The following is a 24805-nucleotide window of genomic DNA, read 5'->3' on the forward strand; positions in this document are numbered from 1 at the left end:
TTTATTCCTACTCTCTGTTTAGATATTTGCTTTCGGGTAACGAGCAGTGACTACTTTTTTACGTGTGTAAAAGTCTACACTGTCTTTCCCATTCGCATGAAGGGTGCCATAAAACGAAGATTTCCATCCAGAAAATGGGAAAAAGGCCATCGGAGCTGGAACACCTAAATTGATCCCCAACATGCCTGCATCGATATTTTCTCTGAAATAACGAATAGCTGCAGCATTATTTGTGAAAAGACACGCACCATTTGCAAATTCTGAGCGATTTGCGGTGGCCACTGCCTCTTCTAAATTTTTTACTCTAATAATAGAAAGAACAGGAGCAAAAATCTCATCACGCCAAATCGTCATTTCCGTTGTAACACCGTCAAAAATCGTTGGGCCAATAAAATACCCTTGATCAGGTTTATTTTCTCTACCATCCGCTACCAAAGTAGCTCCTTCAGCCATTCCTTTTTCGATATAAGCGAGTGTTCTTTCCTGATTTTCTTGACGAATGACAGGCCCTAAGAACACACCATCATCCAAGCCATTTCCGATTTTAATTCCTGCTGATTTTTCTTTCAATTTTTCAATAAATTCATCTGCGATCGACTCTTCAACTGTTACAACAGCACAAGCCATACAACGCTCACCGGCCGAACCAAATGCAGCAGATACGATATTTGTTACTGTATCATCTAAATCCGCATCTTTTAATACGATCGAATGGTTCTTCGCACCAGTCAATGCTTGTACTCGTTTTAAGTATTTACTCCCTTGAGTATAAACATATTCACCTACAGGTTTTGAGCCAACAAATGAAATCGCTTTAATTTCAGGGTGTTCTAAAACACCATTTACAATATCATGAGCGCCATAAACGACATTAAACACACCTGGTGGTAAACCAGCTTCCGTAAATAATTCAACTAGTCGTTCAGTCAATAAAGGCGTTCGTTCAGAGGGTTTTAAAATAAAGCTATTTCCACATGAAATTGCCATCGGAAACATCCAACAGGGAACCATCATAGGAAAATTAAATGGCGAGATTCCTGCGACCACACCAATCGGGTAACGATAATTCGCCACTTCTACATCTGTCGCAATTGAAGACAATGAATCTCCCATCATCAAAGTTGGACTTCCAGCAGCAAACTCTACATTTTCTATCCCTCTTTGAACTTCACCTAAAGCTTCCGTAAGATTCTTACCATTTTCAATCGTGATCAAGCGAGCTAGTTCATTTTTATGTTTTACTAATAGTTGTTGAAAATTAAACAAGATTCTTGCACGTCTCGGTACAGCTACTTCTTTCCATGTTTGAAAAGCTTCTTCAGCAATTTTTACAGCTGATTCCAAATCTTCTTTTGTTGAAAGGGGAACTTCACACAGTACTTCTTCGGTAGCAGGGTTATAAACCTTTTCGTACGTATCTGTATGGCTATCTACCCATCTTCCACCTATATAATTTTTTAACTTCCGTATCTCCGTCATCTATACATCCTCCTTGTTTTATTAAAAATCAAGCGCTTGGTTACATCTTGATAAAGTTTGGTTAACTTTTGATTACATTGTACAGTTACAAAATCAGATAGTCAACCCATTTTTTCGCGATAAATGAACTTTTTTCTTCTCAACTTGTTAATTAAGCAAAATTGTACTCAACACACTAACCAAAAAATGGTTACATATTGATTACATTGAGAGCATATGTTATAGTAAATTCAATACACGAAGTGGAAAGGTTACAACACATGAAATTACAACGGATTCAGCAAATTGAAAATTATATCCAGCAACAAGGCAGTATCTCTTTAGACGAGTTATGTCGTGTCTTTAATGTCTCTAAAAACACGATTCGTCGAGACATCAACGAATTAGAAAAAAGAGGAACATTGAAAAAAGTTTACGGCGGCGTGGTATACGTCGAAAACAATCTCGTTTCTTTCGAAAACCGCAACATTCATAATCAAAGAGAAAAAGAAGAAATCGGCGCCACAGCTGCTACTCTTATTGAAGAAGATGATTTAGTTTTTATTGATTCAGGGACAACAACCAGTCAAATTTTGAAAAATGTAGATCCAGAGCTGCCATTTACTCTTCTAACAAATAATCTTGATATCATTAATTCAGCTGCAGCAATGAAAAATGTTCAGCTCATTCTTATCGGTAATAGCTACAAAAGAAAAACACGCTCTTTTGTTGGCATAGAAGATGAAGAAGTCGTAACAAAATATAATATAAACAAAGCATTCATGGCTGCAACTGGTGTATCGATTACAAGTGGTCTGACTAATTCCGATTTAATGGAGTATAGAATCAAAAAAATGATCGTAGAAAGAGCCAAAGAGATTTATCTGTTAGCAGACAGTTCCAAATTCGATCACTCGACCTTGCTCACTTACTCACCTTTGGAAAATACTAAAGGCATCGTTACAACAAAAGAGATTCCACAAAAATATGTAGATTTTTGTGACTTACATGATATTCAGCTTTTACATAGCAATTAGGGAATCAAAAAAGGAGGAGTCAACTTGCCATTATTAAAATTTGATTTAATCGAAGGTCGTAGCGAAGCAGAGATAAAACAACTTCTTGACGTTACTCATGAAGTTGTTCTAGAGGCTTTCGAAGTGCCTAAGGGTGATAGATATCAAATCGTCACTCAGCATAAAGCTTGCGAAATGGTTATGGAAGATACTGGTTTAGGCTTCCAGCGGGATTCTGCTAAAATGATTACTCTTACTATTATCAGTCGTGAACGTACCACTCCACAAAAAGAAACCTTTTATCGTTTACTTGCACAACGATTAGAAGAGTTATGCGGAATACCATCTAAAAATTTACTTGTTTCATTTGTGATTAATGATGATGCAGATTGGAGTTTTGGATTCGGGAAGGCACAGTTTTTGACTGGGGAACTTTAATGAAAAAAAGTCTGGAAGGTCGTACTTTCAGGCTTTTTTTTAACTACAAAAAACAAAAAAAGCCGAAGGGAAATCCCTTCGACTTACGTCCGAGTACGCCGATGTTTTACGTCGGTTTTATTGCTTTATATTAAATAGTTATATTTAAATTATTTAGTGATTTCTGAAACAACGCCTGAACCAACAGTACGTCCGCCTTCACGAATTGAGAAACGAGTTCCGTCTTCGATAGCGATTGGGTGGATTAATTCCACGTCCATTGCTACGTTATCACCAGGCATTACCATTTCGATACCTTCTGGTAATTCAACTACACCAGTTACGTCAGTTGTACGGAAGTAGAACTGAGGACGGTAGTTTGTGAAGAATGGAGTGTGACGTCCGCCTTCTTCTTTTGATAAAACATAAACTTCAGCTTTAAATTTTGTGTGTGGAGTGATTGAAGCAGGTTTTGCCAATACTTGTCCACGTTCGATATCTTCACGTGCAACACCACGTAATAAAGCACCGATGTTATCGCCAGCTTCAGCGTAGTCTAATAATTTACGGAACATTTCAACACCTGTAACAGTTGTTTTAGATGTTTCTTCTTTAATACCAACGATTTCGATTTCGTCACCAACGCGAACTTCTCCACGTTCAACACGACCTGTAGCAACAGTACCACGTCCAGTGATTGAGAATACGTCCTCAACTGGCATCATGAATGGTTTGTCAGTATCACGAGTTGGAGTTGGGATGTACTCATCAACTGCAGCCATTAATTCCATGATTTTTTCTTCGTATGAAGCGTCGCCTTCTAGGGCTTTCAAAGCAGAACCAGCGATAACAGGAGTGTCATCACCTGGGAAGTCGTATTCAGATAATAGATCACGAACTTCCATTTCTACTAATTCTAATAATTCTTCGTCATCAACCATATCCATTTTGTTTAAGAAAACAACGATGTATGGTACACCAACGTTACGTGATAACAAGATGTGCTCACGAGTTTGAGGCATAGGACCATCAGCAGCAGATACTACTAAGATAGCTCCATCCATTTGTGCAGCACCAGTGATCATGTTTTTAACGTAATCCGCGTGTCCTGGGCAATCCACGTGCGCGTAGTGACGAGCATCAGTTTCATACTCGATGTGAGAAGTGTTGATTGTGATACCACGTTCTTTTTCTTCTGGAGCGTTATCGATATCAGCATAGTTTTGAGCTTCACCGCCACCGTGTTTAGCTAACACAGTTGCAATTGCAGCAGTTAATGTAGTTTTACCATGGTCAACGTGTCCAATAGTACCAATGTTTACATGGGGTTTAGAACGGTCAAATTTTTCTTTAGCCATTTTAAATGTTCCTCCTAAAATATATGAATTTTATTTTTATTTGATAGATAGTGACAACTACCTGATCATCTTTAATTAGTTTACCTGAAATCCTTAGAAAATCCTAGTCATAAATAAGCACGTAGCTATTTCTTAACTATTAAGCGTTGTTTCCACCATTTTTCTTGATGATTTCTTCTTGTACAGATTTTGGTACGTCTTCATAGTGGTCAAAGACCATCATAAATGTACCGCGACCTTGTGTTGCTGAACGTAATGTTGTAGCGTAGCCGAACATTTCAGCTAGAGGCACCATCGCGTTAACGATTTGTGAGTTACCGTGTGCTTCCATTCCTTCAACACGTCCACGACGACTTGTAACGTGTCCCATGATATCACCTAAGTAATCTTCTGGTACAGTGATCGTTACTTTCATCATTGGTTCTAAGATAACTGGGTTAGCTTTCTTAGCAGCCGCACGTAGAGCCATAGAAGCTGCTACACGGAAGGCTGTTTCATTTGAATCGACATCATGGTATGAACCATCGTAAAGTTTTGCTTTAATATCAACTAATGGATATCCAGCAAGAACACCGTTGTTCATTGATTCTGCCAAGCCTTTTTCAACCGCTGGGATGTATTCACGAGGAACCACACCACCGACGATGGCATTTTCAAATTCAAAACCTTTTCCTTCTTCGTTTGGTGTAAATTCAACCCAGACATGTCCGTATTGACCTTTACCACCAGACTGACGTACAAACTTACCTTCTGCCTGAGTTAAAGGCGCACGGAAAGTTTCACGGTATGATACTTGAGGAGCACCAACGTTTGCTTCAACCTTGAACTCACGTCTCATACGGTCTACTAATACGTCTAAGTGCAATTCGCCCATACCAGAGATAACTGTTTCACCAGTTTCAACGTTTGTTTCAACGCGGAATGATGGATCTTCTTCTGCAAGTTTTTGCAGAGCCACACCCATTTTATCTTGGTCAGCTTTTGATTTAGGTTCAACAGCTACTTGGATAACCGGTTCTGGGAACTCAATTGATTCAAGAATAACTGGTGAATCTACCGCACATAAAGTATCACCAGTTGTTGTATCTTTCAATCCAACAGCGGCAGCGATATCTCCTGAGAACACTTTGTCGATTTCTTTACGTGTGTTCGCGTGCATTTGTAAAATACGACCGATACGTTCTTTTTTGTCTTTAGAAGCGTTCAATACGTATGAACCACTTTCAAGGACACCAGAATAGACACGGAAGAATGTTAAACGACCTACGAATGGGTCAGTCATAACTTTAAATGCTAGTGATGCAAAAGGTGCTTCGTCATCAGCAGGACGAGTTGTTTCTTCGTCTGTTTTAACGTCGATCCCTTTGATTGCATCAATATCTAGTGGTGATGGCAAGTAATCAAGAACTGCATCAAGCATTATTTGAACACCTTTATTTTTAAAGGCAGACCCACACATTACTGGGAAGAATTCAACGTTAATCGTTGCTTGACGGATACCCGCTTTTAATTCTTCGATTGTAATTTCTTCACCGTCTAAATATTTCATCATTAGGTCTTCATCAGTTTCAGCAACAGCTTCAACTAATTTTTCACGCCATTCAACTGCTTGATCCATATATTCTTCTGGAATCTCAGTTTCTTGAATGTCAGTACCTAAATCATTTGTATAAATTTCAGCTTTCATCGTAATTAAATCGATGATCCCTGTGAAGTTATCTTCTGAACCAATTGGTAATTGGATTGGATGAGCATTAGCTTGTAAACGATCATGTAATGAGTTTACAGAGTATAAGAAATCCGCACCGATTTTATCCATTTTATTACAGAAAACAATACGTGGAACTTTATAATCAGTTGCTTGACGCCAAACTGTTTCAGTTTGAGGCTCCACGCCTGATTGTGAGTCAAGAACGGTTACAGCACCATCTAATACACGTAATGAGCGTTGAACTTCAATAGTGAAATCCACGTGTCCTGGTGTATCAATGATATTTACACGGTAACCTTTCCATTCTGCAGTTGTTGCAGCAGATGTGATAGTAATACCACGTTCTTGTTCTTGTTCCATCCAGTCCATTTGTGATGCACCTTCGTGTGTTTCACCAATTTTATGGATTTTACCAGTATAGTATAAAATACGCTCTGTTGTTGTTGTTTTACCCGCATCAACGTGCGCCATAATACCGATATTACGAGTGTTTTCCAACGAAAATTCTCTTGGCATTCTAGGTTTCTCCTCTCTTTATTTAAATCGATTGTAAAGTGACTGTCTGCAGTAAAGTTAAATTACATACAGAGAGGATCTTACCAACGATAGTGTGCAAACGCACGGTTAGCGTCCGCCATTTTGTGTGTGTCTTCACGTTTTTTAACAGAAGCACCAGTGTTATTGGCAGCATCCATGATTTCTTTCGCTAAACGTTGTTCCATTGTATGTTCACCGCGTAGGCGAGCATAGTTAACAACCCAACGTAAACCTAAAGTTGTACGACGTTCTGGACGAACTTCAACTGGTACTTGGTAGTTAGAACCCCCAACACGGCGAGCTTTAACTTCTAAGACAGGCATAACGTTTTTCATTGCTTGTTCGAAAACTTCCAATGGGTCGTTCCCTGTAGATTCTTTGATAATATCAAATGAATTATAGATAATATTAGCAGCAATCCCGCGTTTTCCATCAACCATTACACGGTTGATCAAGCGAGTTACTAATTTTGAGTTATAAATTGGATCTGGTAAAACATCGCGTTTTGTAACAGGACCTTTACGTGGCATCCGTAACTCCTCCTTCCGAAAATTCTTTATTATATAAGACCTTAGTGATTGTCAAATTATTTAGCAGCTTTAGGCATTTTAGTACCATATTTAGAGCGGCTTTGTTTACGATCTGTAACACCGGCTGTATCAAGCGCACCACGTACGATGTGATAACGTACCCCTGGTAAGTCTTTTACACGTCCACCGCGTAATAATACCACGCTATGTTCTTGTAAGTTGTGACCAATCCCTGGGATATAAGCTGTTACTTCGATTAAGTTAGACAAACGAACACGGGCATATTTACGTAAAGCTGAGTTCGGTTTTTTAGGTGTCATAGTTCCCACACGAGTACAAACCCCACGCTTTTGTGGTGAATTTACGTTCGTTTGAGATTTCTTAAAGCTATTATATCCTTTGTTTAACGCTGGTGAATTAGATTTTTCCACCTTTGATTTACGAGGTTTACGTACTAATTGATTAATTGTAGGCATTCCTTGTTTCCTCCTTCCTCATTTCGCATCTAGTCCCACACATCCAGGTGGTTCTTTTTTAGCGATAAAAAATAATGCAATCTCTGCACTCATTATCAAATATGCTTCGATAGACAGTCAGCACGTCTCCAACGAGAGACCTGTAGATAAAGCACCTTTGACATCATATCATGCACCTATTCATTTGTCAATTTCTTTCTTTACTTTTAAAACGATAAATTATAATGCCTACTTTTATACATCACCCACACTGCCAAATAAACAGTTTCTTTTCAATACGGTGTTGGTTTTGCGAACGTTACGAAAGATTAATTGGGTCGAATTTCATTTGCCCCCCCCACAAAGAAAGACATCTAGCGCTACAAACTATCCTATAATTTCAAGATTCAATACGACTAATATAACTGACTCGATTGCAAATGCCACCATTAAATATACTAAATGATTGGAAAAACTTTTCTTCTGAAAATCCAACAGCTATAAAGAGCTATACCGTTCACTTTACTAAATAAATTCTCAATTAAAAATCTCAATAAAGCTATTCAATCAGCTATCTTTTTTGATCTCTTGCATGTATTATATTTGTGTGATAGTTAAACAGGAGAGGATGTTTATAATGAATCTGAAACAAATGGCAGGGATTGAAGCAGCAAAATATGTAACCGATGGTATGATCGTAGGTCTCGGAACAGGATCTACCGCAAAATTTATGGTAGATGAAATTGGTCGACGTGTGAAAGAAGAGGGTCTATCAATCATTGGTGTCACCACCTCAAAAGAAACAGAGCGTCAGGCACAAGCATTAGGTATCCCTTTAAAAAGTATTGATGAAGTTCCTTATGTGGATTTAACAATTGACGGAGCAGATGAAATCAGTGCAGACTTCCAAGGCATCAAAGGCGGAGGAGCGGCTTTATTGTTTGAAAAAGTCGTTGCTACCTATTCAAAAAAATGTATTTGGATCGTTGATGAATCTAAGTTAGTTAACAAACTAGGAAAATTCCCATTGCCCGTTGAAGTAATTCCTTATGGCAGTCAGCAATTAGTTCAATTGTTTGAAGAGAAAGGTTTTGCCCCTGTTTTACGCAAAACATCTGCTGGGGAAATCTTAGTGACAGACGGCGGTCATTATATCATTGATCTTCATTTAAAAGAAATTAATGATCCAATTGCTTTAGGGGATTATTTAGATCACCTAGTTGGTGTTGTAGAACATGGATTATTTCTTCATATTGTTTCAACCGTTATCGTTGGTGGAGAAACAGGCCCTAGAACTATCAACGTTCCAGAGTAAATAAACATTTGAATAAGATTTGAAAAAGAAGAATAACATTAAAAAAAGATAAAAAAATGACTTTCATTTCGTCTAGTTATATGCTACATTTTTAGTATCCTAATTTACTTTTTTACTAGAAAGGACGAACGATGAAAATATTTGGTTATGCACGTACAACAATCAACGATAATGATCTAGACGCTCAACTCAACACGTTATCTGACTATGGTTGTGATGAAATTTTTCACGAGTCTTTTGACATCACCAACGCCAAACATGTCGTCTCTGAATTGGAGAATGTTCTCAGCAACTTAAAAGCTGGTGACACATTAGTCATCTGTCGCTTAAATAGATTAGGACGTTCTACTTGCCAGTTGACTGAACTCTCACAATCTTTTAAAGGATCCGGCATCCATTTAGTCAGCCTTGATGAGAATATCGATACACGACACCCGATGGGTGAAATTTATTTTAAGTTAATGAACGGATTATCAGCTATGGAAAGCGATCTAATCAAAGAACGTACCTTAGTCGGATTGAATAATGCTCGAAAAAAAGGAAAAATCGGCGGTCGTCCTAAGATAGATAAAAAAATCGTAAAAAAAATCCGACACTTATATCATGAAAAAAAAGAAACGATTCAATTCATTTCCACAAAATGCAATGTTTCAGTCGGCACTTGTTACAAATACATCAATTTATCTGAAGCGGATCTCGCTAAGATTTCACAAGAATAATTTACAGTTTAATAGAAACAACTCTACAGAAGACTGCAATAAAACCTTGCAGTCTTCTTAATTTATATCTTTTTTCCAAAAACATCCTTATTTAGATATCCTCAACTTTCAATATTTACCAATAAATTTACAATGGAAATCTATTTTAAAACGGTGTACAATAGAAAAGGAAATGAAAGTTTCAGAAACTACAACTCAAAGGAGAGCTATACATGCCAAAATTAGTTTTTTCTCGTCATGGACTTAGTGAATGGAATGCTTTGAATCAATTTACCGGTTGGGCTGATGTTGATTTAGCACCAGAAGGTGTTGAAGAAGCAATCGAAGGCGGCCGCAAAATCAAAGAAGCTGGAATTGAATTCGACATAGCCTACACTTCTGTATTAACTCGCGCCATCAAAACATGTAATTTACTTTTGGAAAACTCTGATCAATTATGGGTACCTCAAATCAAATCTTGGCGTTTAAACGAACGTCATTATGGTAAATTACAAGGTTTAAACAAAAAAGAAACCGCTGAAAAATACGGAGATGACCAAGTACACATTTGGCGTCGTTCTTATGATACTCTTCCTCCATTAATGGAAGCAAATGATGAAGGTTCTGCTGCAAACGATCGCCGTTATGCAATGTTAGACCAACGTGATGTTCCTGGTGGAGAAAACTTAAAAGTGACTCTAGAGCGTGCATTACCATTCTGGCAAGACGAAATTGCACCTGCTTTACTAGACAACAAAACTGTTTTAGTAGCAGCTCACGGTAACTCTTTACGTGCTTTAGCTAAACATATCGAAGGCATTTCAGATGAAGATATTATGGATCTTGAAATCCCAACAGGCCAACCGCTTGTTTATGAATTAAATGACGACCTAACAGTAGCGAAAAAATACTACTTATAAAAATTAATAGAGGTTGAGACAAAAGTTTTTTACTTTTTTGTCTCAACCTCATTTTTTATGTCTTGCTCGATTCTTTTAAGTGTTGTTTTAACTGCTGGAGCCAAAGGGCAATACGATCTTGTTGCGTAACAAACTCAAAATCAGACATATTATAGTGAACATCATACTGTCCATCAACTAAACGAACCATGATAGAGGACCGTACATTCTCATCAAGGGCATCCGTTTGAGTCTGTTCACGATAAAATATCCAACTTGTTGCAAAAACAGAAACAGACTTCTGCAGGTCAGTTTGGATGATTTGACTGATTGTTTCGATCAATTCAGTTTGCTCTAGATCCTTAAAATAGCCGTACCACAGCGTACGATTTTCAGAATACGTTTCATCAAATAATTGTTTCATTACGTTTATCCTCACTTCTATATATAGACCGAGTTACCTATACAAAAATTGATTCAGTTAAACATTCCCGATAAATCGCTTCAACGTCTGACTCCGCTAACGGAACATAAGCATCTGTTTTAATTGTACTATGAGCCACCGCTTGTGTGGCCATCTCCACAAATTTATCCTCGTTGATCCCAACTTCTGGTAAGGTCATTGGGATACCGCAAGATTTAAAGAAATCATAGGTTGCTTGAATTCCTTGTTTGGCCGCTTTCATCTTGTCTTCCTCAGTGATTCCCCAAACATCTTTTGCAAATTGAGCAAATTTATCCACTGTTTGGTCTGATAATACATAGTTCATCCATCTAGGAGTCAAAATCGCTAAACCGACACCGTGAGTAATATCATAAAACGCGCTTAATTCATGTTCCATCGCATGACAAGACCATGTTCCGCCTTTGCCGCTACCTGTCAAACCATTCAACGCTAAACTACTAGCCCACATCAAGTTTGCTCGTGCATCATAGTCATTTGGTGTTTCAATGGCTATTGGACAATTTTTAATAACAGTTCTCATCAAGCCTTCTGAAACAAAATCTTGAACATCTGTCCCAGTCGTTTGTCTGAAGTAATTCTCAAACAAATGACTAAGAATATCTGCTGAACCTGCTGCTGTTTGATTTTTTGGAACAGTAAATGTATTTTGCGGATCTAAGAATGAGACTTTTGGAATCATTGAAGGACCACCCATTCCTAGCTTTTGATTTGTTGTTAAATTAGAAATTACAGCACCCGCATTCATTTCACTACCTGTCGCAGCTAATGTCAAAACAGTCACTAGCGGCAAGGCTTTGCCGCCGTATCCTTTTTCCAAAACTAGATCCCAAACATCTTTATCAGAATAAAAACCTGCCGCAACAACTTTGGCACAATCAATGGTTGAACCCCCACCAACGGCTAAAATCACATCTACCTGATTCTCACGGCATAACTCAATCCCTTGACGAACCGTTTCGACACGAGGATTAGGTTCTACACCACTTAGTTCTACAACCGTGTTTTGATTTTTTTCAAATAAGTCGATAACTTGATCATACAACCCATTTTTCTTGATGCTACCGCCGCCATAAACTAAAAGGACGTTTTTCCCATAAACATTTAGTACATCAGTCAGTTCGGTAGCTAAACGGTCTTTCCCAAAACGAATATCTGTCGGTACATAAAATCTAAAATTATCCAATTTTTCTTCCTCCATTCAATTAGTTTCCTCACTCTATTATAGAACAAGAACTCCGAAACTTCTCTCGCTTTGCTCTGACGCATCAGCTTTGCATGCAATCGCTGTGATTTCGTACGAACGGAACTTCGCTCTCTTCGTTCGCCAAGTATTGCGCATCATCAGCTCTGCATGCAGTCGCTGTGATTTTGTACGAACGGAACTTCGCTCTCTTCGTTCGCCAAGTATTGCGCATCATCAGCTCTGCATGCAGTCGCTGTGATTTGCAATAAAAAGAGATTGAGGCGGATAACTGCTCTCAATCTCTTTAAACTATTAACTGTGTAATGCTGTTTCTAGACCTACTTCGATCATATCGTTGAATGTTGTTTGACGTTCTTCAGCGGTTGTTTCTTCGCCTGTTACTAGGCTGTCACTAACAGTCATAATCGCTAGTGCTTGCACATCAAATTTAGCTGCTAAATAGTATAGCGCTGCAGCCTCCATTTCAATTGCTAAAACACCTAGTTTACCTAGCTCAAACACACCATCCATGCTGTCTTTATAGAAGACATCATCAGATAAGACATTTCCTACATGAGTCGTAAATCCTTTTTCTTTTGCAGTTGTGTATGATTTTAATAGTAAATCAAAATTAGCGATTTGCGGAAAATCGTATTTTGGAAAATCATTTCTAATCATTGATGAAGGTGTCGCTGCAGCTTGGGCAATCACTAGATCTCTAACTTTAACTTTTTCAGAGATTGAACCACATGTACCCACCCGAATCAACTTTTTCACACCATAAGAATTGATCAATTCGTGGGCATAGATTGTTGCAGAAGGCATTCCCATCCCTGTCCCTTGAACAGAAATTCGTTCTCCTTTGTACGTACCTGTATACCCCAACATCCCTCTTACTTGGTTGTAACATACCGGATTTTCTAAAAATGTTTCGGCAATGTATTTCGCACGTAACGGATCTCCCGGTAATAAAATTTTGTCTGCGATTTCGCCTTGTTTTGCTTCGATATGAACGCTCATATTTTTTTCTCCTTTATAATAAATCTATTATAGTTCAACCAAAATGGCTTTAACTAATTCTTTAAATTGAGCTTTAACACGTTCTGTTGTTTCAACAACTTCTGCGTGATTCAAGCTGCTTTGCATCCCAGCCGCTAAGTTAGTGATACATGAAATTCCTAAAACTTTCAAACCACTATGAGCTGCAACGATCACTTCTGATACTGTTGACATACCGACAGCATCAGCACCCATCACACGTGACATACGGATTTCAGCAGGTGTTTCATAGGTCGGACCAGAATAGCCCATGTATACACCTTCTTGTAGTGCTACATTCTTATCTTTCGCTACTTTTTTCGCAGTTTCAAGATACTCCGGCGTATAGGCATGACTCATATCTGGGAAACGAGGACCCATAGCGTCTTCGTTTTCACCAATTAAAGGATTGTCTCCTGTAAAGTTGATATGATCAGTAATCAACATCAAATTACCAGGTGTGAAGTTTACATTCACCCCGCCAGCAGCATTTGTTACAATGATTGAATGCGCACCCATTGCGGCCATAACACGAACTGGATAAGTCACCGTTTGCATTGAGTGTCCTTCATAATAATGGAAGCGACCTTGCATTGCTAAAACTTTTTTCCCAGAAAGCGTGCCGTAAACTAATTTCCCAGCATGTCCTACAACTGCAGAAACGGCAAAATACGGAACTTCAGAAAATGGAATTGCAATAGCATCTTCTATTTCATCTCCTAGTTCTCCCAAACCAGATCCAAGAATTAAACCGAAATCAACTTCTTGAATACCTTTTTCTTTCAAAAAGCTCGTTGTTTCTTTTAACATTTCACTTAGTCTTGTCATTTTTTCTCTCCTATACCAGTTTATTTAAAAAGCTTTCGCCATTTTCAGTTTTAGGAACAGCAAAGTTTTCAGCAATTGTCGCTGAAATATCCGCATAATGCCCTTGAGGTAATTTGCCTTGCTTATTCATTTTTTTGCTGTAAACCAATAAAGGAACATATTCTCTTGTGTGATCTGTCCCTGGGAATGTTGGATCATTTCCGTGGTCAGCAGTAATCATCAATAGGTCATCTTCTTCCATTGCATTGATGATTTCAGGAAGTCTTAAATCAAATGCTTCGATCGCATGAGCATATCCTACTACATCACGACGGTGACCATATAATGCGTCAAAATCAACTAAGTTGGTAAAACTCATTCCTTCAAAGTCTTTTCTCATCACCTTAAGTAATTGATCTACACCATCCATATTACTTTTCGTGCGGACAGACTCGGTGATTCCTTGGCCATTAAAAATATCATTTATTTTCCCAACAGCAATTACTTCTTTACCGTTTTCTTTTAGTGAATCAAGAACTGTATGACCAAATGGATCTAAGGCATAATCATGACGATTACTTGTTCTAGTAAAGTTACCTGGCTCACCAACATAAGGACGGGCAATAATACGGCCGATCATATACGGTTCGTCTTTTGTAATATCACGAACGTATTGACAAATACGATACAACTCTTCCAAAGGAATGATCTCTTCATGGGCTGCAATTTGCAACACTGGATCAGCAGACGTGTAAACAATCAAATCCCCTGTTTCCATTTGATGTTTACCGTAATCATCAATGACTGCTGTCCCGCTGTAGGGTTTATTACAAACGATTTTACGTCCTGAGAAGTCTTCGATTTTTTTTAACAATTCTTCTGGAAAACCATCTGGGAATACTCGGAAAGGTTTTTGGATATTCAAACCCATAATTTCCCAATGACCAGTCATTGTATCTTTACCTACAGAAACCTCTTCTAATTTTGTCGCATAACCAATATGTTCGGCTACAGCTTCTACATCTTTAAGAGGAGCGATCGTTCCAAGGCCAAGATTCTCCAAATTAGGAATTGTTAAACCAGCTTCTTTAGCAATATGACCTAACGTATCACTGCCGACATCGCCGAATTTCTCAGCATCTGGTGCTTCCCCAATTCCGACTGAATCCATAACAATTAAATGTACGCGTTTAAACATAATCCATCCTTCTTTCTTATTTTTGCTTACTATTGATAAAAAGGGCTGGAGAAAACAGTGTGAAAATAGTAGCTCTTTCGAAGCTAAATGCTTTTTCACAATCTTAGTAGCCCCGCCCTTTTATACTAAAAATACTTATTTGGATTTGATATAATTTTTCCCAATCGCTTTTGGTCCAGAAGCTTTTCCTAAGAAAACGACTAAAACGATAATAGTTAAAACATACGGTGCTGCTTGTAAATAAACAGCTGGTATTGATGAAATAACTGGTAAACTCGAACCTGCAATACTGATATTTTGTGCAAAGCCAAAGAATAATGCCGCGCCCATTGCACCTAATGGATTCCATTTACCAAAAATCATCGCCGCCATCGAAATAAATCCTTGACCCGCAATTGTGGTTACTGCAAAACGACCAGCAATCGTTTGAGCAAAGACTGCTCCTCCAATACCACCTAAAAATCCAGAAATCAACACGCCTGAATAACGCATAAGATAAACATTTATTCCAAGTGTATCCGCAGCTTGAGGATTTTCACCTACTGAGCGCAAGCGTAAACCAAAACGAGTTTTGAATAACACAAACCAAGCAAGAATCGCAACTAGAATCGCAACAAAAGATGGTAATGATGTTTGTTTAAAGAATAAGTCCCCCAAAATCGGAATATCCTTTAAAACAGGAAATGAGAAGTAACCAAAAGATTCCTTGATTGTATCTGTTTGTCCTTTTCCATAGATTACTTTAATCAGGAAAATTCCTAAAGCTGGCGCCATCAAGTTAATAACGGTTCCGCTAATGATATGGTCTGCTCTTAAATTAATCGTAGCAACGGCATGAAGCAAAGAAAAGAGCATTCCGACAACGCCACCTACTAAACAAGCAAGCCAAGGGGTTGCTGCACCAAAAGTTTCAGCAAAAGTTAAGTTAAATACAATGGAACTAAAGGCGCCCATAACCATGATACCTTCTAGCCCTACATTTACAATACCACTACGCTCAGAAAAAGTCCCACCCAAAGCCGTAAAGATTAAAGGAGTAGAATAAACCAAAGTTTGTGTAATAATCGGCGCCAATACAGCGATTAATGCAATATTCATTAGATTTTTCCTCCTTCTTGACTTGCAGGATCTGATTTCCCATCCAATTCTTCAACAATGGCAACTTCTTTTTTGCTGCCTGAAGCTTTCGCCAATAAGAAGCGAATCAAGTAACTGATTGCAACGAAGAAAATAATCGCCGCAATAACCACATCAACTAGTTCAATCGGCACACCTGCACGTAACGGCATCCCTTGACCACCTAGTTTCAATACACTGAATAAGATCGCAGATAGGAATATCCCAACAGAACTCCCTGCTCCAAGAAGGGAAATAGCCATTCCATCAAATCCAATGCTTAATGAAGAACCCTGAACAAAGAAGTTTCCAAACGTTCCTAACCCTAGAACCACACCGCCTAAACCAGCTAAAGTTCCAGAGATCACCATCGACATTACAATTGTCCGTTTACTACTCATCCCAGCATATTCAGAAGCAAATGGATTCAACCCTACTGAGCGGATTTCATACCCCAATGTAGTTTTCTTCATAAGGAACCAAATGAGTACTAAGAAAATAAGTGCTAGAAAAATACCAATATTCAAACGTGATCCTCCACTTAACTCCTTCAAGAAGTCCGTTCGTAAACTAGCATTTTCTCCAATAATTTTTGTCACACCTTTGTTAGTGCCTAACACACTTGGCGCCATGACATTATTAACAATGTGTGTACTTGTATAAAGAAAAACATAATTCAACATGATCGTAACAATTACTTCACTAGTACCAAAGAACGCACGCAGTAATCCTGGAATCGCTGCTGCTGCTGCTCCCGCTAATGCTCCTGTAAGTACCGCTAGAGGTAAAACGATCATACGAGATGCGTCCGGCATAGACAACGCTACCCAGATACTTGTAACCCAACCGCACAACGCTTGTCCTGAAAGCCCGATATTAAAGAATCCTGCTGAATTCGCTACAGCAAATCCTAAAGCTGTAAAAATCAATGGTCCTGCTGTTACGAAAATTTCCCCAATGCTCTTTGGACTTTGAAATGCAGTCTTAAGCATCGCTTGATACCCAGCAATCGGATCTTGTCCGGAAATAAGCATAATAATTGCACCAAGAATAAATCCCATTAAGACTGATAAAATAGGAACTAGTATATTCCTTAATCGTTCTGCCTGATTATTCAACTGCCTCACCTGCCTCTTGACTTAATTCTGCTCTGGCTTCTTCTAATGAATAACCAGCCATCAGTAAACCTAGTTCGTTTTCGGTCGTTTCTTTCGGATCAACGATTCCGACGATTTTCCCAGCATGGATTACGGCAATCCGATCTGACACATTTAAAATTTCCTCTAGCTCAAAACTCACTAATAAGACTGCTTTATCTTTATCACGCTGCTCAATCAAGCGTTTATGGATATATTCGATTGCACCAACATCTAGTCCTCGAGTGGGTTGAGAAACAATCAATAAATCAGGATCACGATCTACTTCACGGGCAATAATGGCTTTTTGCTGATTCCCACCTGATAATGCTTTGGCTGGAACCAACTCATTCGTTGTCCGTACGTCATATTCTTCAATTAATTTGCGTGCATAGGAATTGATTTGATTGTAATTCAAGACTCCACTTTTGCTTAAAGGTTTCTTATAATAAGTTTGTAATGCAATATTTTCAGCCAATGTCATATCCAAAATCAATCCATATTTATGTCGATCTTCTGGTACATGACCAACGCCTGCTTCTGTGATTTCGCGAGGATGTTTGTTTGCGATCGCTGACCCTTTCAGTTCAACAGATCCGCTTTCTACTTTACGTAATCCAGTCAATGCTTGGATCAGTTCCGTTTGACCATTACCATCAATCCCAGCAATCCCAACGACTTCTCCTGCACGAACATCTAAGCTAAGACCTTTGACAGCATCCAATCCACGGCTTTCCTTCACAACTAAATCCTTAATCGAAAGAACGACTTCCTTAGGCTCAGATGCTTTCTTCTCTGTTTTAAATGAAACAGAGCGACCAACCATCATATCTGCTAATTGTTGTGAAGATACCTCTTTTACATTAACTGTGTCGATACTTTTCCCACGACGAATCACGGTACAGCGATCGGCCACTTTTTTGATTTCATCTAATTTGTGAGTAATCAAAATAATTGATTTTCCTTCATCCACAAGTCCACGCATGATTTCCATCAACTCATCAATTTCCTGCGGGGTCAAAACAGCCGTTGGTTCATCGAAAATTAACACATCCGCTCCTCGGTACAAGGTTTTTAATATTTCTACACGTTGTTGTGCGCCAACAGAGATATCACGAATATACGCTCCTGGATCTACTGACAGTCCATACTGTTCAGATACTCGTTCGATTTCGGCAGTGGCTTTTTTCCGATCCAATACACCAGCATTTGTAGGCTCACTTCCTAAAATGATGTTTTCTGTTACAGTGAATGCGTCTACCAACATAAAGTGTTGGTGAACCATCCCAATTCCTAATCGATTTGCCGCAGTTGGTCCATTAATTGATACTTTTGACCCATTCATAAATATTTCTCCAGACGTAGGTTCTAACAAACCGGATAAGATATTCATCAAGGTCGATTTTCCTGCGCCATTTTCTCCAAGCAAAGCATGAATTTCTCCCGGCCGGACAGTTAAGTTGATATTGTCATTGGCTTTGAAGGTTCCAAACTGCTTAGTGATATTACGCATCTCAATTACATAATTTTCTTGAGCCACATTTTTCACATCCTAACAATTTAATCATTGCATCCTCTGTTAACACAGTACTTCTCAAAAAATAAATAAAGTAGCTTTTAGGCTCTTAAAGAAAGAAAATGACTAGCTTACTATTTCGTTTTCCTTCTTTAAAAGGCTTAAGAAACGATTGATAAGATTAGGAACAAAAGAGTTTAGCTTTCTTTTGTTCCTAAAAATTCTCATCAAAGGTAACTATTATTCTTTTACTTCTTTAGGAGACTCTGGCACAGTGATTTCGCCAGCAATGATTTTCTCTTTTACTGTTTTAATTGCAGCTTCTGTATCATCTGTTAAATAACCTTTTGTTAAATCTACACCGCCATCTTTCAGACCGTAAACCAAGTGTTCACCACCAGGGAATTTGTCTTCTAATGCACGATTAGAAATATCTTGCACTGCAGCACCTACACCTTTAAGTGTTGATGTTAGTGTGAAATTGTCTTCTTTTCCGTCTTTTGTTTTATAAGCGCCCTCTTTATCTTGGTCGCTATCCACACCGATAACCCAAACTTTGTCTTTTGAACCAGTTTCATTCAAATCTTTTGCTTCTTGGAAAACACCTTGACCTGTACCGCCTGCAGCGTGATAAATAATATCAGCACCTTTTTGGTACATAGATGCAGCTAGAGCTTTTCCTTTTGCAGGATCGCCGAATGAAGCAGCGTATTCGACTTCAACTTTGATATCTTTTTTCAATTCTTTTGCCGTATCAATGACACCTTGATGGAATCCAGCCTCAAAGCGGTCAATAACAGCTCCTTCTTCACCACCGATAAAACCTACAGTGTTCGTCTTTGTTGTACGAGCTGCTGCTACACCCGCTAAGTATGAAGCTTCTTGGTCTTTAAATGTTGCAGATACAACATTATCTTTTCCTTCAATGACACTATCAATAATACCGAATTGTGTATCTGGATTTGCATCCGCTGCCGTACTGATAGAATCAGCTAGTAAGTATCCAATACCAAAAACTGTTTTAAAACCATTAGAAATTGCTGTATCAATATTTGTTACGTATTCCGAAGCATCGTTTGATTGAATATAATCAAACCCATCTGCTCCTTTTTTCAAATCGTGCTCTTTCCCCCATGCTTGTAAACCTTCCCAAGCTGATTGGTTGAACGAACGGTCATCTACACCGCCAATATCAGTAATTACTACTACGCTATGGTCTTTGCCATTGCCTTTTGAATCTCCACCTGTTGAATCTTTTTTACCTCCGCTACACGCTGCTAACACAACTGTTAATCCAAGTACAGCTAAGCTAAAACCAAATATTTTTGCTTTTTTCATCTCTGTAAAGCCCCCTAAAATAGTTTTATATTTTCAACAGCCGGATTGACTGAATGAAACAAGATAATAATTGAAACAACTCTCTTTTCGTCCACCTTGTACTTTTCAAACATCAACTTACTATGTTCTTTGCATTCCTAAGCAAGGCGGTACGAACTGCTTAGACCTCGAACAAATCAGCAAAATGATAGAAAGCTACTTTTCATCTTCCTAGTATTTTGTCTATTTGTTAAGAGGGTTTGGTTCATGTAGCTAGATCTTACAAAGTCACATGCAAGAGAATAATACAATGTTATAAATCTTTACCACTAAATGAATATGGCAGTAATTCTCCTACAGTCATTTCTTTTGTTACACCATGTTCTCCAACTAATGTAACCGGCATATCAGGCTCGCAAAATTCAGCCATCACTTGTCGACAAGCGCCACATGGAGAGATCGGCTCTGGTGTTTTCCCTGTAATAATTAAATGTTGGAACTCTCGTTCACCTTCTGAAACGGCTTTGAAAATTGCTGTTCGTTCAGCACAGTTAGTCAAGCCATAAGAAGCATTTTCGATATTGACACCTTGATAAGTTTTCCCTTCTTTAGTCACGAGACATGCTCCGACTGAAAAATGAGAATAAGGTACATACGTTTTGGTCAACGCATCCTGTGCGATTGTTAGCCATTCTTGTTTTGCTGTCATTTGCCCACTGCTTTCTTTTTTTATTTAATACCCTGTGCCTGTAGAACCTTCCACAATCGCAACCCCTGCGCTTGTTCCGATTCTTGTAGCCCCAGCTTCAATCATATTTCTAGCTTGTTCCTCATTATGAATGCCACCGGATGCTTTCACGCCCATATCAGGTCCTACTGTTGCACGCATTAATTTAATATCTGCCACTGTTGCACCCCCTGTTGAAAAACCAGTAGATGTCTTCACGAAATCAGCACCTGCTTCTTTAGCTAATTCGCAAACTTTAACTTTTTCTTCGTCTGTTAATAAAGCTGTCTCAATAATCACTTTAACTAACGCTTTACCTCTTGTTGCATCGACAACTGCTTGAATATCTTTTAGCACTTTTTTGTATTGCTTTGATTTCAACGCACCAATGTTAATGACCATATCGACTTCTGTTGCACCATTGTTGATTGCATCTGTTGTTTCGTACGCTTTAACTTCTGATGTATTCGCACCTAACGGAAAACCAATTACCGTACAAACAGCAACAGAGGTTTCAGTTAAGTGTTCATTTGCTAAGGCAACCCAGCATGGATTGATACAAACTGAGAAAAATTTGTATGTTTTGGCTTCTTCAACAATTCGTAAAATGTCCTCTTCCTTGGCATCTGCTTTTAAAATAGTGTGATCAATCATTTGATTTAATTCCATTATTTTCGACACATCCTTTATGCTGTTATTATATCATGAATCAGTGCAGGTTCTGTTCCAGAACTGCCGATTTCGATATTTTTATACAAGAGTTCTTTTACATCATTAATTGAGTCAGAGTTGGAATAAATAGTTAGTAATGACTCACCTGATTCGACAGGCATGCCGACTTTTTTATGCAATTTGATTCCTACTGCATAATCAATTTGGTCCTCTTTAGTCGCTCTTCCTGCACCTAAAAGCATCGCTGCGATACCGATTTCATTAGCAACGATTTTTTTCACAACACCTGACGTTTTTGCCGGTAATTCTATTTGATATTTTGCTGTTAACAGTTGTTCTGGATGATCAATGATCTTATCGTCTCCACCTTGATTACGAATCATTTCTCGGAATTTATTTAAAGCTTTGCCAGATTCTAACGCTTCTTCTAACATAGCTCTAGCTTCTTCTAATGTATCAGCTTTTTTCGCTAGAACTACCATCTGACTGCCTAATATATAACACATTTCAAGTAAATCTTCTGGGCCTTTCCCTTGAAGTGTTTCAATTGCTTCAACAACTTCCAAGCTATTGCCGATGGCTTCACCTAAAGGCTGGGACATATCTGAAATAACCGCCATAGTCTGACGATTCGCCAAACGGCCAATCCGAACCATTGTTTCTGCTAAACGGCGTGCTTCATCAATGTTCTTCATAAAAGCACCTTCACCAGTCGTTACATCTAGTACAATTGCATCCGCTCCAGCTGCGATTTTCTTACTCATGATGGAACTTGCAATCAATGGAATTGAATCCACGGTGGCTGTCACATCTCTTAAAGCATATAATTTTTTATCGGCTGGCGCTAAATCACCTGATTGACCGACAACTGCAACGTGGCTTTCATTTACTAAACGGACAAATTTTTCATCTGGTAATTCCACACGAAAGCCCGGTATCGCTTCTAATTTATCGATTGTGCCCCCTGTGTAACCAAGACCTCTTCCGGACATTTTAGCAACACTAACACCCACGCTAGCAACTAACGGGGCTAAAATCAAGGTTGTTGTATCACCAACACCTCCAGTAGAATGCTTATCTACTTTGATTCCTTGAATTGATGAAAGATCAATCATTTCTCCCGAGTTAGCCATAGCCAATGTCAGAGTGGTGATTTCTTCATCCGTCATATCTTTGTAAAAGATGGTCATTAAAAATGCACTCATTTGATAATCCGGAATATCTCCTTTAGTGTAACCAGAAATAATGAATTGAATCTCTTGATCTGTTAAAGCTTGTCCCTCACGTTTTTTCTCAATCAAATCTACCATTCTCATGCTTTTTTCCTCCGAATCAATCCCCAAGGATGTATTATACACTAAAATTGTTCTGGTTAAAACCTTTTAGTAAAACAGTTTACTAACGCTTTCATAAAATGTAAACGCTTATAACACGAACATTAAAGCAAAACATCTTGCTTGTCAATCGATTTAGTACTATTTCTTAAAATAAATGTTGTATCAAAAATTTTATTTGGTATTTTTCCCTCAGGATGATTGATTGCTTCCACTAAATATTGTGCAGCATAAAAACCAATATCAAAACTAGGCTGATAAACGGTAGTCAGTCCAGGTACCAAGTATTCTGAAATTTCCAATCCATCAAAACCGATAACAGAGATATCATCAGGAATTTTCTTGCCGCAACTCTCAATCGCTTGATATGCTCCCATGGCCATTTCATCGTTCCCACAAAAAATCGCTGTGATCTTCTGATTTTTCAACACATTTTTAGCTGCTGTATAACCGCCACCTAAATTCAAATCACCACTACACATATATTCTTCTCTAAGAGGAATACCATTGTCTTTTAGCGCATGTTGATAAGCAGTCACTCTTTCCGTCAATTGATAGTAACCATCATTTTCTTTTAACATGCCAATATGCCTATGTCCTTGCTTAATCAAGTAGCACACCGCTTGGTAAACGCCTTCATATTCTTTCACAATAAGCCGTCCAGTTTCACGAGGATTTATGCCGCGATCAACAAGAATGACCGGCACTTTACGTTGAGTTTTGTTTCGTAAAATGTGATTCGTCGGTAAAATATTAGGTGTTGCAAAAATAATCCCATCCACTGATCGATGAACCAACTCTGTCACGTATTGAGTCGCTTTTTCTTCATCGTGTTTTGAGTTGCATAATAAAATCATGTATCCTAAGGAATTCAGATACGTTTCCACACCTTCAATCACTTTAGCAAAGAAAAAATCAGTCACATCAGGTACCACCATGCCAATCGTTTTTGAATGCCGAGTAATTATATTAGAAGCAAAATAATCCGGTTTATAATCATATTCTTCAACAACAGCTAATACTTTCTTTCTGGTTTGCTCACTAAAACGACTCCCTTTATTATTTAGAATCTGAGACACCGTTGTTACCGACACACCGGACATATCTGCTATTTCTTTAATGGTCAACTTCATAATCCACTCTCCCTTTTATCGACAAACCCTACCAAATTTGTCAACGTTTTCAAAATACTTACTGAATGTTTCTATTTTATCAGAATTTGATGAAATAAAGTAGCTTAAGCGAATATAAAAAAAGACAACAAAAAAGGACTCTATCCAAAGAGCCCCTAAAAAAGAATACAGGTTTAGTAGTAAGCGCTACTTTTTGCTTTATACTAAAGTAGTACTACCAATTGTTAGTCAACATTAAAAGTCCTGGAATCCAACAAGTGACAATTCCTTCAAAAATAGCAAAATATAAGACAGGCTTTCCAATTTCTTTTTTCAAGACATATTCAATAAAACCAGTCAGCCATAAAATTCCCCAAGATAACCAAATCAAAGCAAAACGCCAGTCACCTTCTATGGTGTAAGATATGTACGCCGCTGGAATTGTATTTACTGCAACAAACAAAGCAAATATCCCATAAATACGCATATCTAAGTGAAAAACATAAATCACTCCAACCATCAAATATGTAAAGGCAAATAAATAACCTGTTCCAGCATCATAATATGCTCCTCGCCACAAGTAAATCGTATTGATAATAAACGAGAGGCTTCCTGTAAATAAATTCATCACACCTGTAGATTTTTTATCCACTCCAGCTAATCCGCAATAACCGTTACTAATCAATGTAATTGCTACAAACAATAGCCCTACTCCTAACAAAAAAATCCCTCCAATAGCTAATCGTTTTTCCACTGGACTATTTTACTTTAAATGACGCAAAAAAACTA

The 24805-nt window shown here is 38.3% G+C and carries 24 protein-coding genes; 5 read left to right on the forward strand and 19 right to left on the reverse strand.

What is annotated here, in order from left to right:
* Positions 1-18: 18 nt before the first annotated feature.
* Positions 19-1479 (reverse strand): methylmalonate-semialdehyde dehydrogenase, encoded by a 1461-nt coding sequence (iolA, locus tag BCR23_RS10670; protein ID WP_069635473.1) that lies wholly within the window; start codon positions 1477-1479, stop codon positions 19-21.
* A 260-nt stretch (positions 1480-1739) separates the two neighbouring features.
* Here iolA and BCR23_RS10675 point away from each other — a divergent pair, with 260 nt between their 5' ends.
* Together BCR23_RS10675 and BCR23_RS10680 are read left to right on the forward strand one after the other, a co-directional pair.
* Entirely contained in the window at positions 1740-2495 is a 756-nt protein-coding gene (locus BCR23_RS10675) for a DeoR/GlpR family DNA-binding transcription regulator (protein WP_069635474.1), read from the forward strand.
* A 24-nt stretch (positions 2496-2519) separates the two neighbouring features.
* Positions 2520-2912 carry a tautomerase family protein gene (locus BCR23_RS10680; protein WP_069635475.1) on the forward strand — a complete coding sequence of 131 codons (393 nt, stop codon included), beginning with the start codon at positions 2520-2522 and terminating at the stop codon, positions 2910-2912.
* A gap of 149 nt (positions 2913-3061) precedes the next feature.
* Here BCR23_RS10680 and tuf read toward each other — a convergent pair whose 3' ends face one another.
* The 4 genes from tuf to rpsL all read right to left on the reverse strand — a co-directional run bounded on the left by tuf (position 3062) and on the right by rpsL (position 7503).
* The gene (tuf, locus tag BCR23_RS10685) at positions 3062-4249 is read right to left on the reverse strand and encodes an elongation factor Tu (protein WP_069635476.1); all 1188 of its coding nucleotides are present in this window, start codon (positions 4247-4249) and stop codon (positions 3062-3064) included.
* 139 nt (positions 4250-4388) lie between these two features.
* A complete protein-coding gene (gene fusA, locus BCR23_RS10690) occupies positions 4389-6476 on the reverse strand; it encodes an elongation factor G (RefSeq protein ID WP_069635477.1) in 2088 nt (695 codons plus the stop codon).
* An 80-nt stretch (positions 6477-6556) separates the two neighbouring features.
* On the reverse strand, positions 6557-7027 hold the full coding sequence (gene rpsG, locus BCR23_RS10695) for a 30S ribosomal protein S7 (protein ID WP_010761695.1): 471 nt from the start codon (positions 7025-7027) through the stop codon (positions 6557-6559).
* A gap of 56 nt (positions 7028-7083) precedes the next feature.
* Positions 7084-7503 carry a 30S ribosomal protein S12 gene (gene rpsL, locus BCR23_RS10700; RefSeq protein ID WP_010761696.1) on the reverse strand — a complete coding sequence of 140 codons (420 nt, stop codon included), beginning with the start codon at positions 7501-7503 and terminating at the stop codon, positions 7084-7086.
* A gap of 616 nt (positions 7504-8119) precedes the next feature.
* Between rpsL and rpiA the strand changes: the two genes are divergently transcribed.
* The 3 genes from rpiA (at position 8120) to gpmA (ending at position 10415) form a co-directional block, all read left to right on the forward strand.
* On the forward strand, positions 8120-8797 hold the full coding sequence (gene rpiA, locus BCR23_RS10705; protein WP_069635478.1) for a ribose-5-phosphate isomerase RpiA: 678 nt from the start codon (positions 8120-8122) through the stop codon (positions 8795-8797).
* Between the two features lie 131 nt (positions 8798-8928).
* Positions 8929-9516, forward strand: a complete 588-nt coding sequence (locus tag BCR23_RS10710) for a recombinase family protein (protein WP_069635479.1) — start codon at positions 8929-8931, stop codon at positions 9514-9516.
* A 212-nt stretch (positions 9517-9728) separates the two neighbouring features.
* A complete protein-coding gene (gpmA, locus tag BCR23_RS10715) occupies positions 9729-10415 on the forward strand; it encodes a 2,3-diphosphoglycerate-dependent phosphoglycerate mutase (RefSeq protein WP_069635480.1) in 687 nt (228 codons plus the stop codon).
* A 55-nt stretch (positions 10416-10470) separates the two neighbouring features.
* Here the strand turns inward: gpmA and BCR23_RS10720 are convergent, their stop codons facing one another.
* From BCR23_RS10720 to BCR23_RS10785, 14 genes are all read right to left on the reverse strand, one after another.
* A complete protein-coding gene (locus BCR23_RS10720; RefSeq protein WP_069635481.1) occupies positions 10471-10818 on the reverse strand; it encodes a hypothetical protein in 348 nt (115 codons plus the stop codon).
* Positions 10819-10855: 37 nt separating this feature from the next.
* Positions 10856-12058 (reverse strand): iron-containing alcohol dehydrogenase, encoded by a 1203-nt coding sequence (locus BCR23_RS10725; protein WP_083241945.1) that lies wholly within the window; start codon positions 12056-12058, stop codon positions 10856-10858.
* Between the two features lie 297 nt (positions 12059-12355).
* Entirely contained in the window at positions 12356-13063 is a 708-nt protein-coding gene (gene deoD / locus BCR23_RS10730; protein ID WP_069635482.1) for a purine-nucleoside phosphorylase, read from the reverse strand.
* Positions 13064-13090: 27 nt separating this feature from the next.
* Complete coding sequence (locus tag BCR23_RS10735; RefSeq protein WP_069635483.1) at positions 13091-13909, reverse strand: purine-nucleoside phosphorylase; 819 nt, start codon at positions 13907-13909, stop codon at positions 13091-13093.
* Positions 13910-13919: 10 nt separating this feature from the next.
* A complete protein-coding gene (deoB, locus tag BCR23_RS10740) occupies positions 13920-15086 on the reverse strand; it encodes a phosphopentomutase (protein ID WP_069635484.1) in 1167 nt (388 codons plus the stop codon).
* A 135-nt stretch (positions 15087-15221) separates the two neighbouring features.
* Complete coding sequence (locus tag BCR23_RS10745; RefSeq protein WP_069635485.1) at positions 15222-16184, reverse strand: ABC transporter permease; 963 nt, start codon at positions 16182-16184, stop codon at positions 15222-15224.
* Positions 16184-17320 carry an ABC transporter permease gene (locus BCR23_RS10750; RefSeq protein ID WP_069635486.1) on the reverse strand — a complete coding sequence of 379 codons (1137 nt, stop codon included), beginning with the start codon at positions 17318-17320 and terminating at the stop codon, positions 16184-16186. The genes BCR23_RS10745 and BCR23_RS10750 overlap by 1 nt, the downstream gene beginning before the upstream one ends.
* On the reverse strand, positions 17313-18878 hold the full coding sequence (locus BCR23_RS10755) for an ABC transporter ATP-binding protein (RefSeq protein WP_069635487.1): 1566 nt from the start codon (positions 18876-18878) through the stop codon (positions 17313-17315). The genes BCR23_RS10750 and BCR23_RS10755 overlap by 8 nt, the downstream gene beginning before the upstream one ends.
* A 216-nt stretch (positions 18879-19094) precedes the next feature.
* A complete protein-coding gene (locus BCR23_RS10760; RefSeq protein ID WP_069635488.1) occupies positions 19095-20192 on the reverse strand; it encodes a BMP family lipoprotein in 1098 nt (365 codons plus the stop codon).
* 292 nt (positions 20193-20484) lie between these two features.
* Positions 20485-20880 (reverse strand): cytidine deaminase, encoded by a 396-nt coding sequence (locus tag BCR23_RS10765; protein ID WP_069635489.1) that lies wholly within the window; start codon positions 20878-20880, stop codon positions 20485-20487.
* Between the two features lie 24 nt (positions 20881-20904).
* Positions 20905-21567: a deoxyribose-phosphate aldolase gene (gene deoC, locus BCR23_RS10770; RefSeq protein WP_069635490.1), complete on the reverse strand. Its 663-nt coding sequence runs from the start codon at positions 21565-21567 to the stop codon at positions 20905-20907.
* 17 nt (positions 21568-21584) lie between these two features.
* Positions 21585-22886 (reverse strand): pyrimidine-nucleoside phosphorylase, encoded by a 1302-nt coding sequence (locus BCR23_RS10775; protein WP_069635491.1) that lies wholly within the window; start codon positions 22884-22886, stop codon positions 21585-21587.
* A gap of 122 nt (positions 22887-23008) precedes the next feature.
* Complete coding sequence (locus BCR23_RS10780) at positions 23009-24037, reverse strand: LacI family DNA-binding transcriptional regulator (protein WP_069635492.1); 1029 nt, start codon at positions 24035-24037, stop codon at positions 23009-23011.
* Between the two features lie 214 nt (positions 24038-24251).
* A complete protein-coding gene (locus BCR23_RS10785; RefSeq protein ID WP_069635493.1) occupies positions 24252-24737 on the reverse strand; it encodes an AmiS/UreI family transporter in 486 nt (161 codons plus the stop codon).
* Positions 24738-24805 lie beyond the last annotated feature (68 nt).

Origin of the sequence: Enterococcus quebecensis, assembly GCF_001730365.1 — a bacterium.
Classification (GTDB): domain Bacteria; phylum Bacillota; class Bacilli; order Lactobacillales; family Enterococcaceae; genus Enterococcus_L; species Enterococcus_L quebecensis.

Coding starts and splice junctions, on each gene's coding strand:
- rpiA (WP_069635478.1), top strand. CDS start 8,120: ATGAATCTGAAACAAATGGCAGGGATTGAAGCAGCAAAATATGTAACC.
- deoC (WP_069635490.1), bottom strand. CDS start 21,567: ATGGAATTAAATCAAATGATTGATCACACTATTTTAAAAGCAGATGCC.
- BCR23_RS10675 (WP_069635474.1), top strand. CDS start 1,740: ATGAAATTACAACGGATTCAGCAAATTGAAAATTATATCCAGCAACAA.
- gpmA (WP_069635480.1), top strand. CDS start 9,729: ATGCCAAAATTAGTTTTTTCTCGTCATGGACTTAGTGAATGGAATGCT.
- deoB (WP_069635484.1), bottom strand. CDS start 15,086: ATGTTTAAACGCGTACATTTAATTGTTATGGATTCAGTCGGAATTGGG.
- iolA (WP_069635473.1), bottom strand. CDS start 1,479: ATGACGGAGATACGGAAGTTAAAAAATTATATAGGTGGAAGATGGGTA.
- BCR23_RS10765 (WP_069635489.1), bottom strand. CDS start 20,880: ATGACAGCAAAACAAGAATGGCTAACAATCGCACAGGATGCGTTGACC.
- BCR23_RS10735 (WP_069635483.1), bottom strand. CDS start 13,909: ATGACAAGACTAAGTGAAATGTTAAAAGAAACAACGAGCTTTTTGAAA.
- BCR23_RS10775 (WP_069635491.1), bottom strand. CDS start 22,886: ATGAGAATGGTAGATTTGATTGAGAAAAAACGTGAGGGACAAGCTTTA.
- tuf (WP_069635476.1), bottom strand. CDS start 4,249: ATGGCTAAAGAAAAATTTGACCGTTCTAAACCCCATGTAAACATTGGT.
- fusA (WP_069635477.1), bottom strand. CDS start 6,476: ATGCCAAGAGAATTTTCGTTGGAAAACACTCGTAATATCGGTATTATG.
- BCR23_RS10720 (WP_069635481.1), bottom strand. CDS start 10,818: ATGAAACAATTATTTGATGAAACGTATTCTGAAAATCGTACGCTGTGG.
- BCR23_RS10745 (WP_069635485.1), bottom strand. CDS start 16,184: ATGAATATTGCATTAATCGCTGTATTGGCGCCGATTATTACACAAACT.
- BCR23_RS10760 (WP_069635488.1), bottom strand. CDS start 20,192: ATGAAAAAAGCAAAAATATTTGGTTTTAGCTTAGCTGTACTTGGATTA.
- BCR23_RS10780 (WP_069635492.1), bottom strand. CDS start 24,037: ATGAAGTTGACCATTAAAGAAATAGCAGATATGTCCGGTGTGTCGGTA.
- rpsL (WP_010761696.1), bottom strand. CDS start 7,503: ATGCCTACAATTAATCAATTAGTACGTAAACCTCGTAAATCAAAGGTG.
- BCR23_RS10710 (WP_069635479.1), top strand. CDS start 8,929: ATGAAAATATTTGGTTATGCACGTACAACAATCAACGATAATGATCTA.
- deoD (WP_069635482.1), bottom strand. CDS start 13,063: ATGAGCGTTCATATCGAAGCAAAACAAGGCGAAATCGCAGACAAAATT.
- rpsG (WP_010761695.1), bottom strand. CDS start 7,027: ATGCCACGTAAAGGTCCTGTTACAAAACGCGATGTTTTACCAGATCCA.
- BCR23_RS10725 (WP_083241945.1), bottom strand. CDS start 12,058: ATGGAGGAAGAAAAATTGGATAATTTTAGATTTTATGTACCGACAGAT.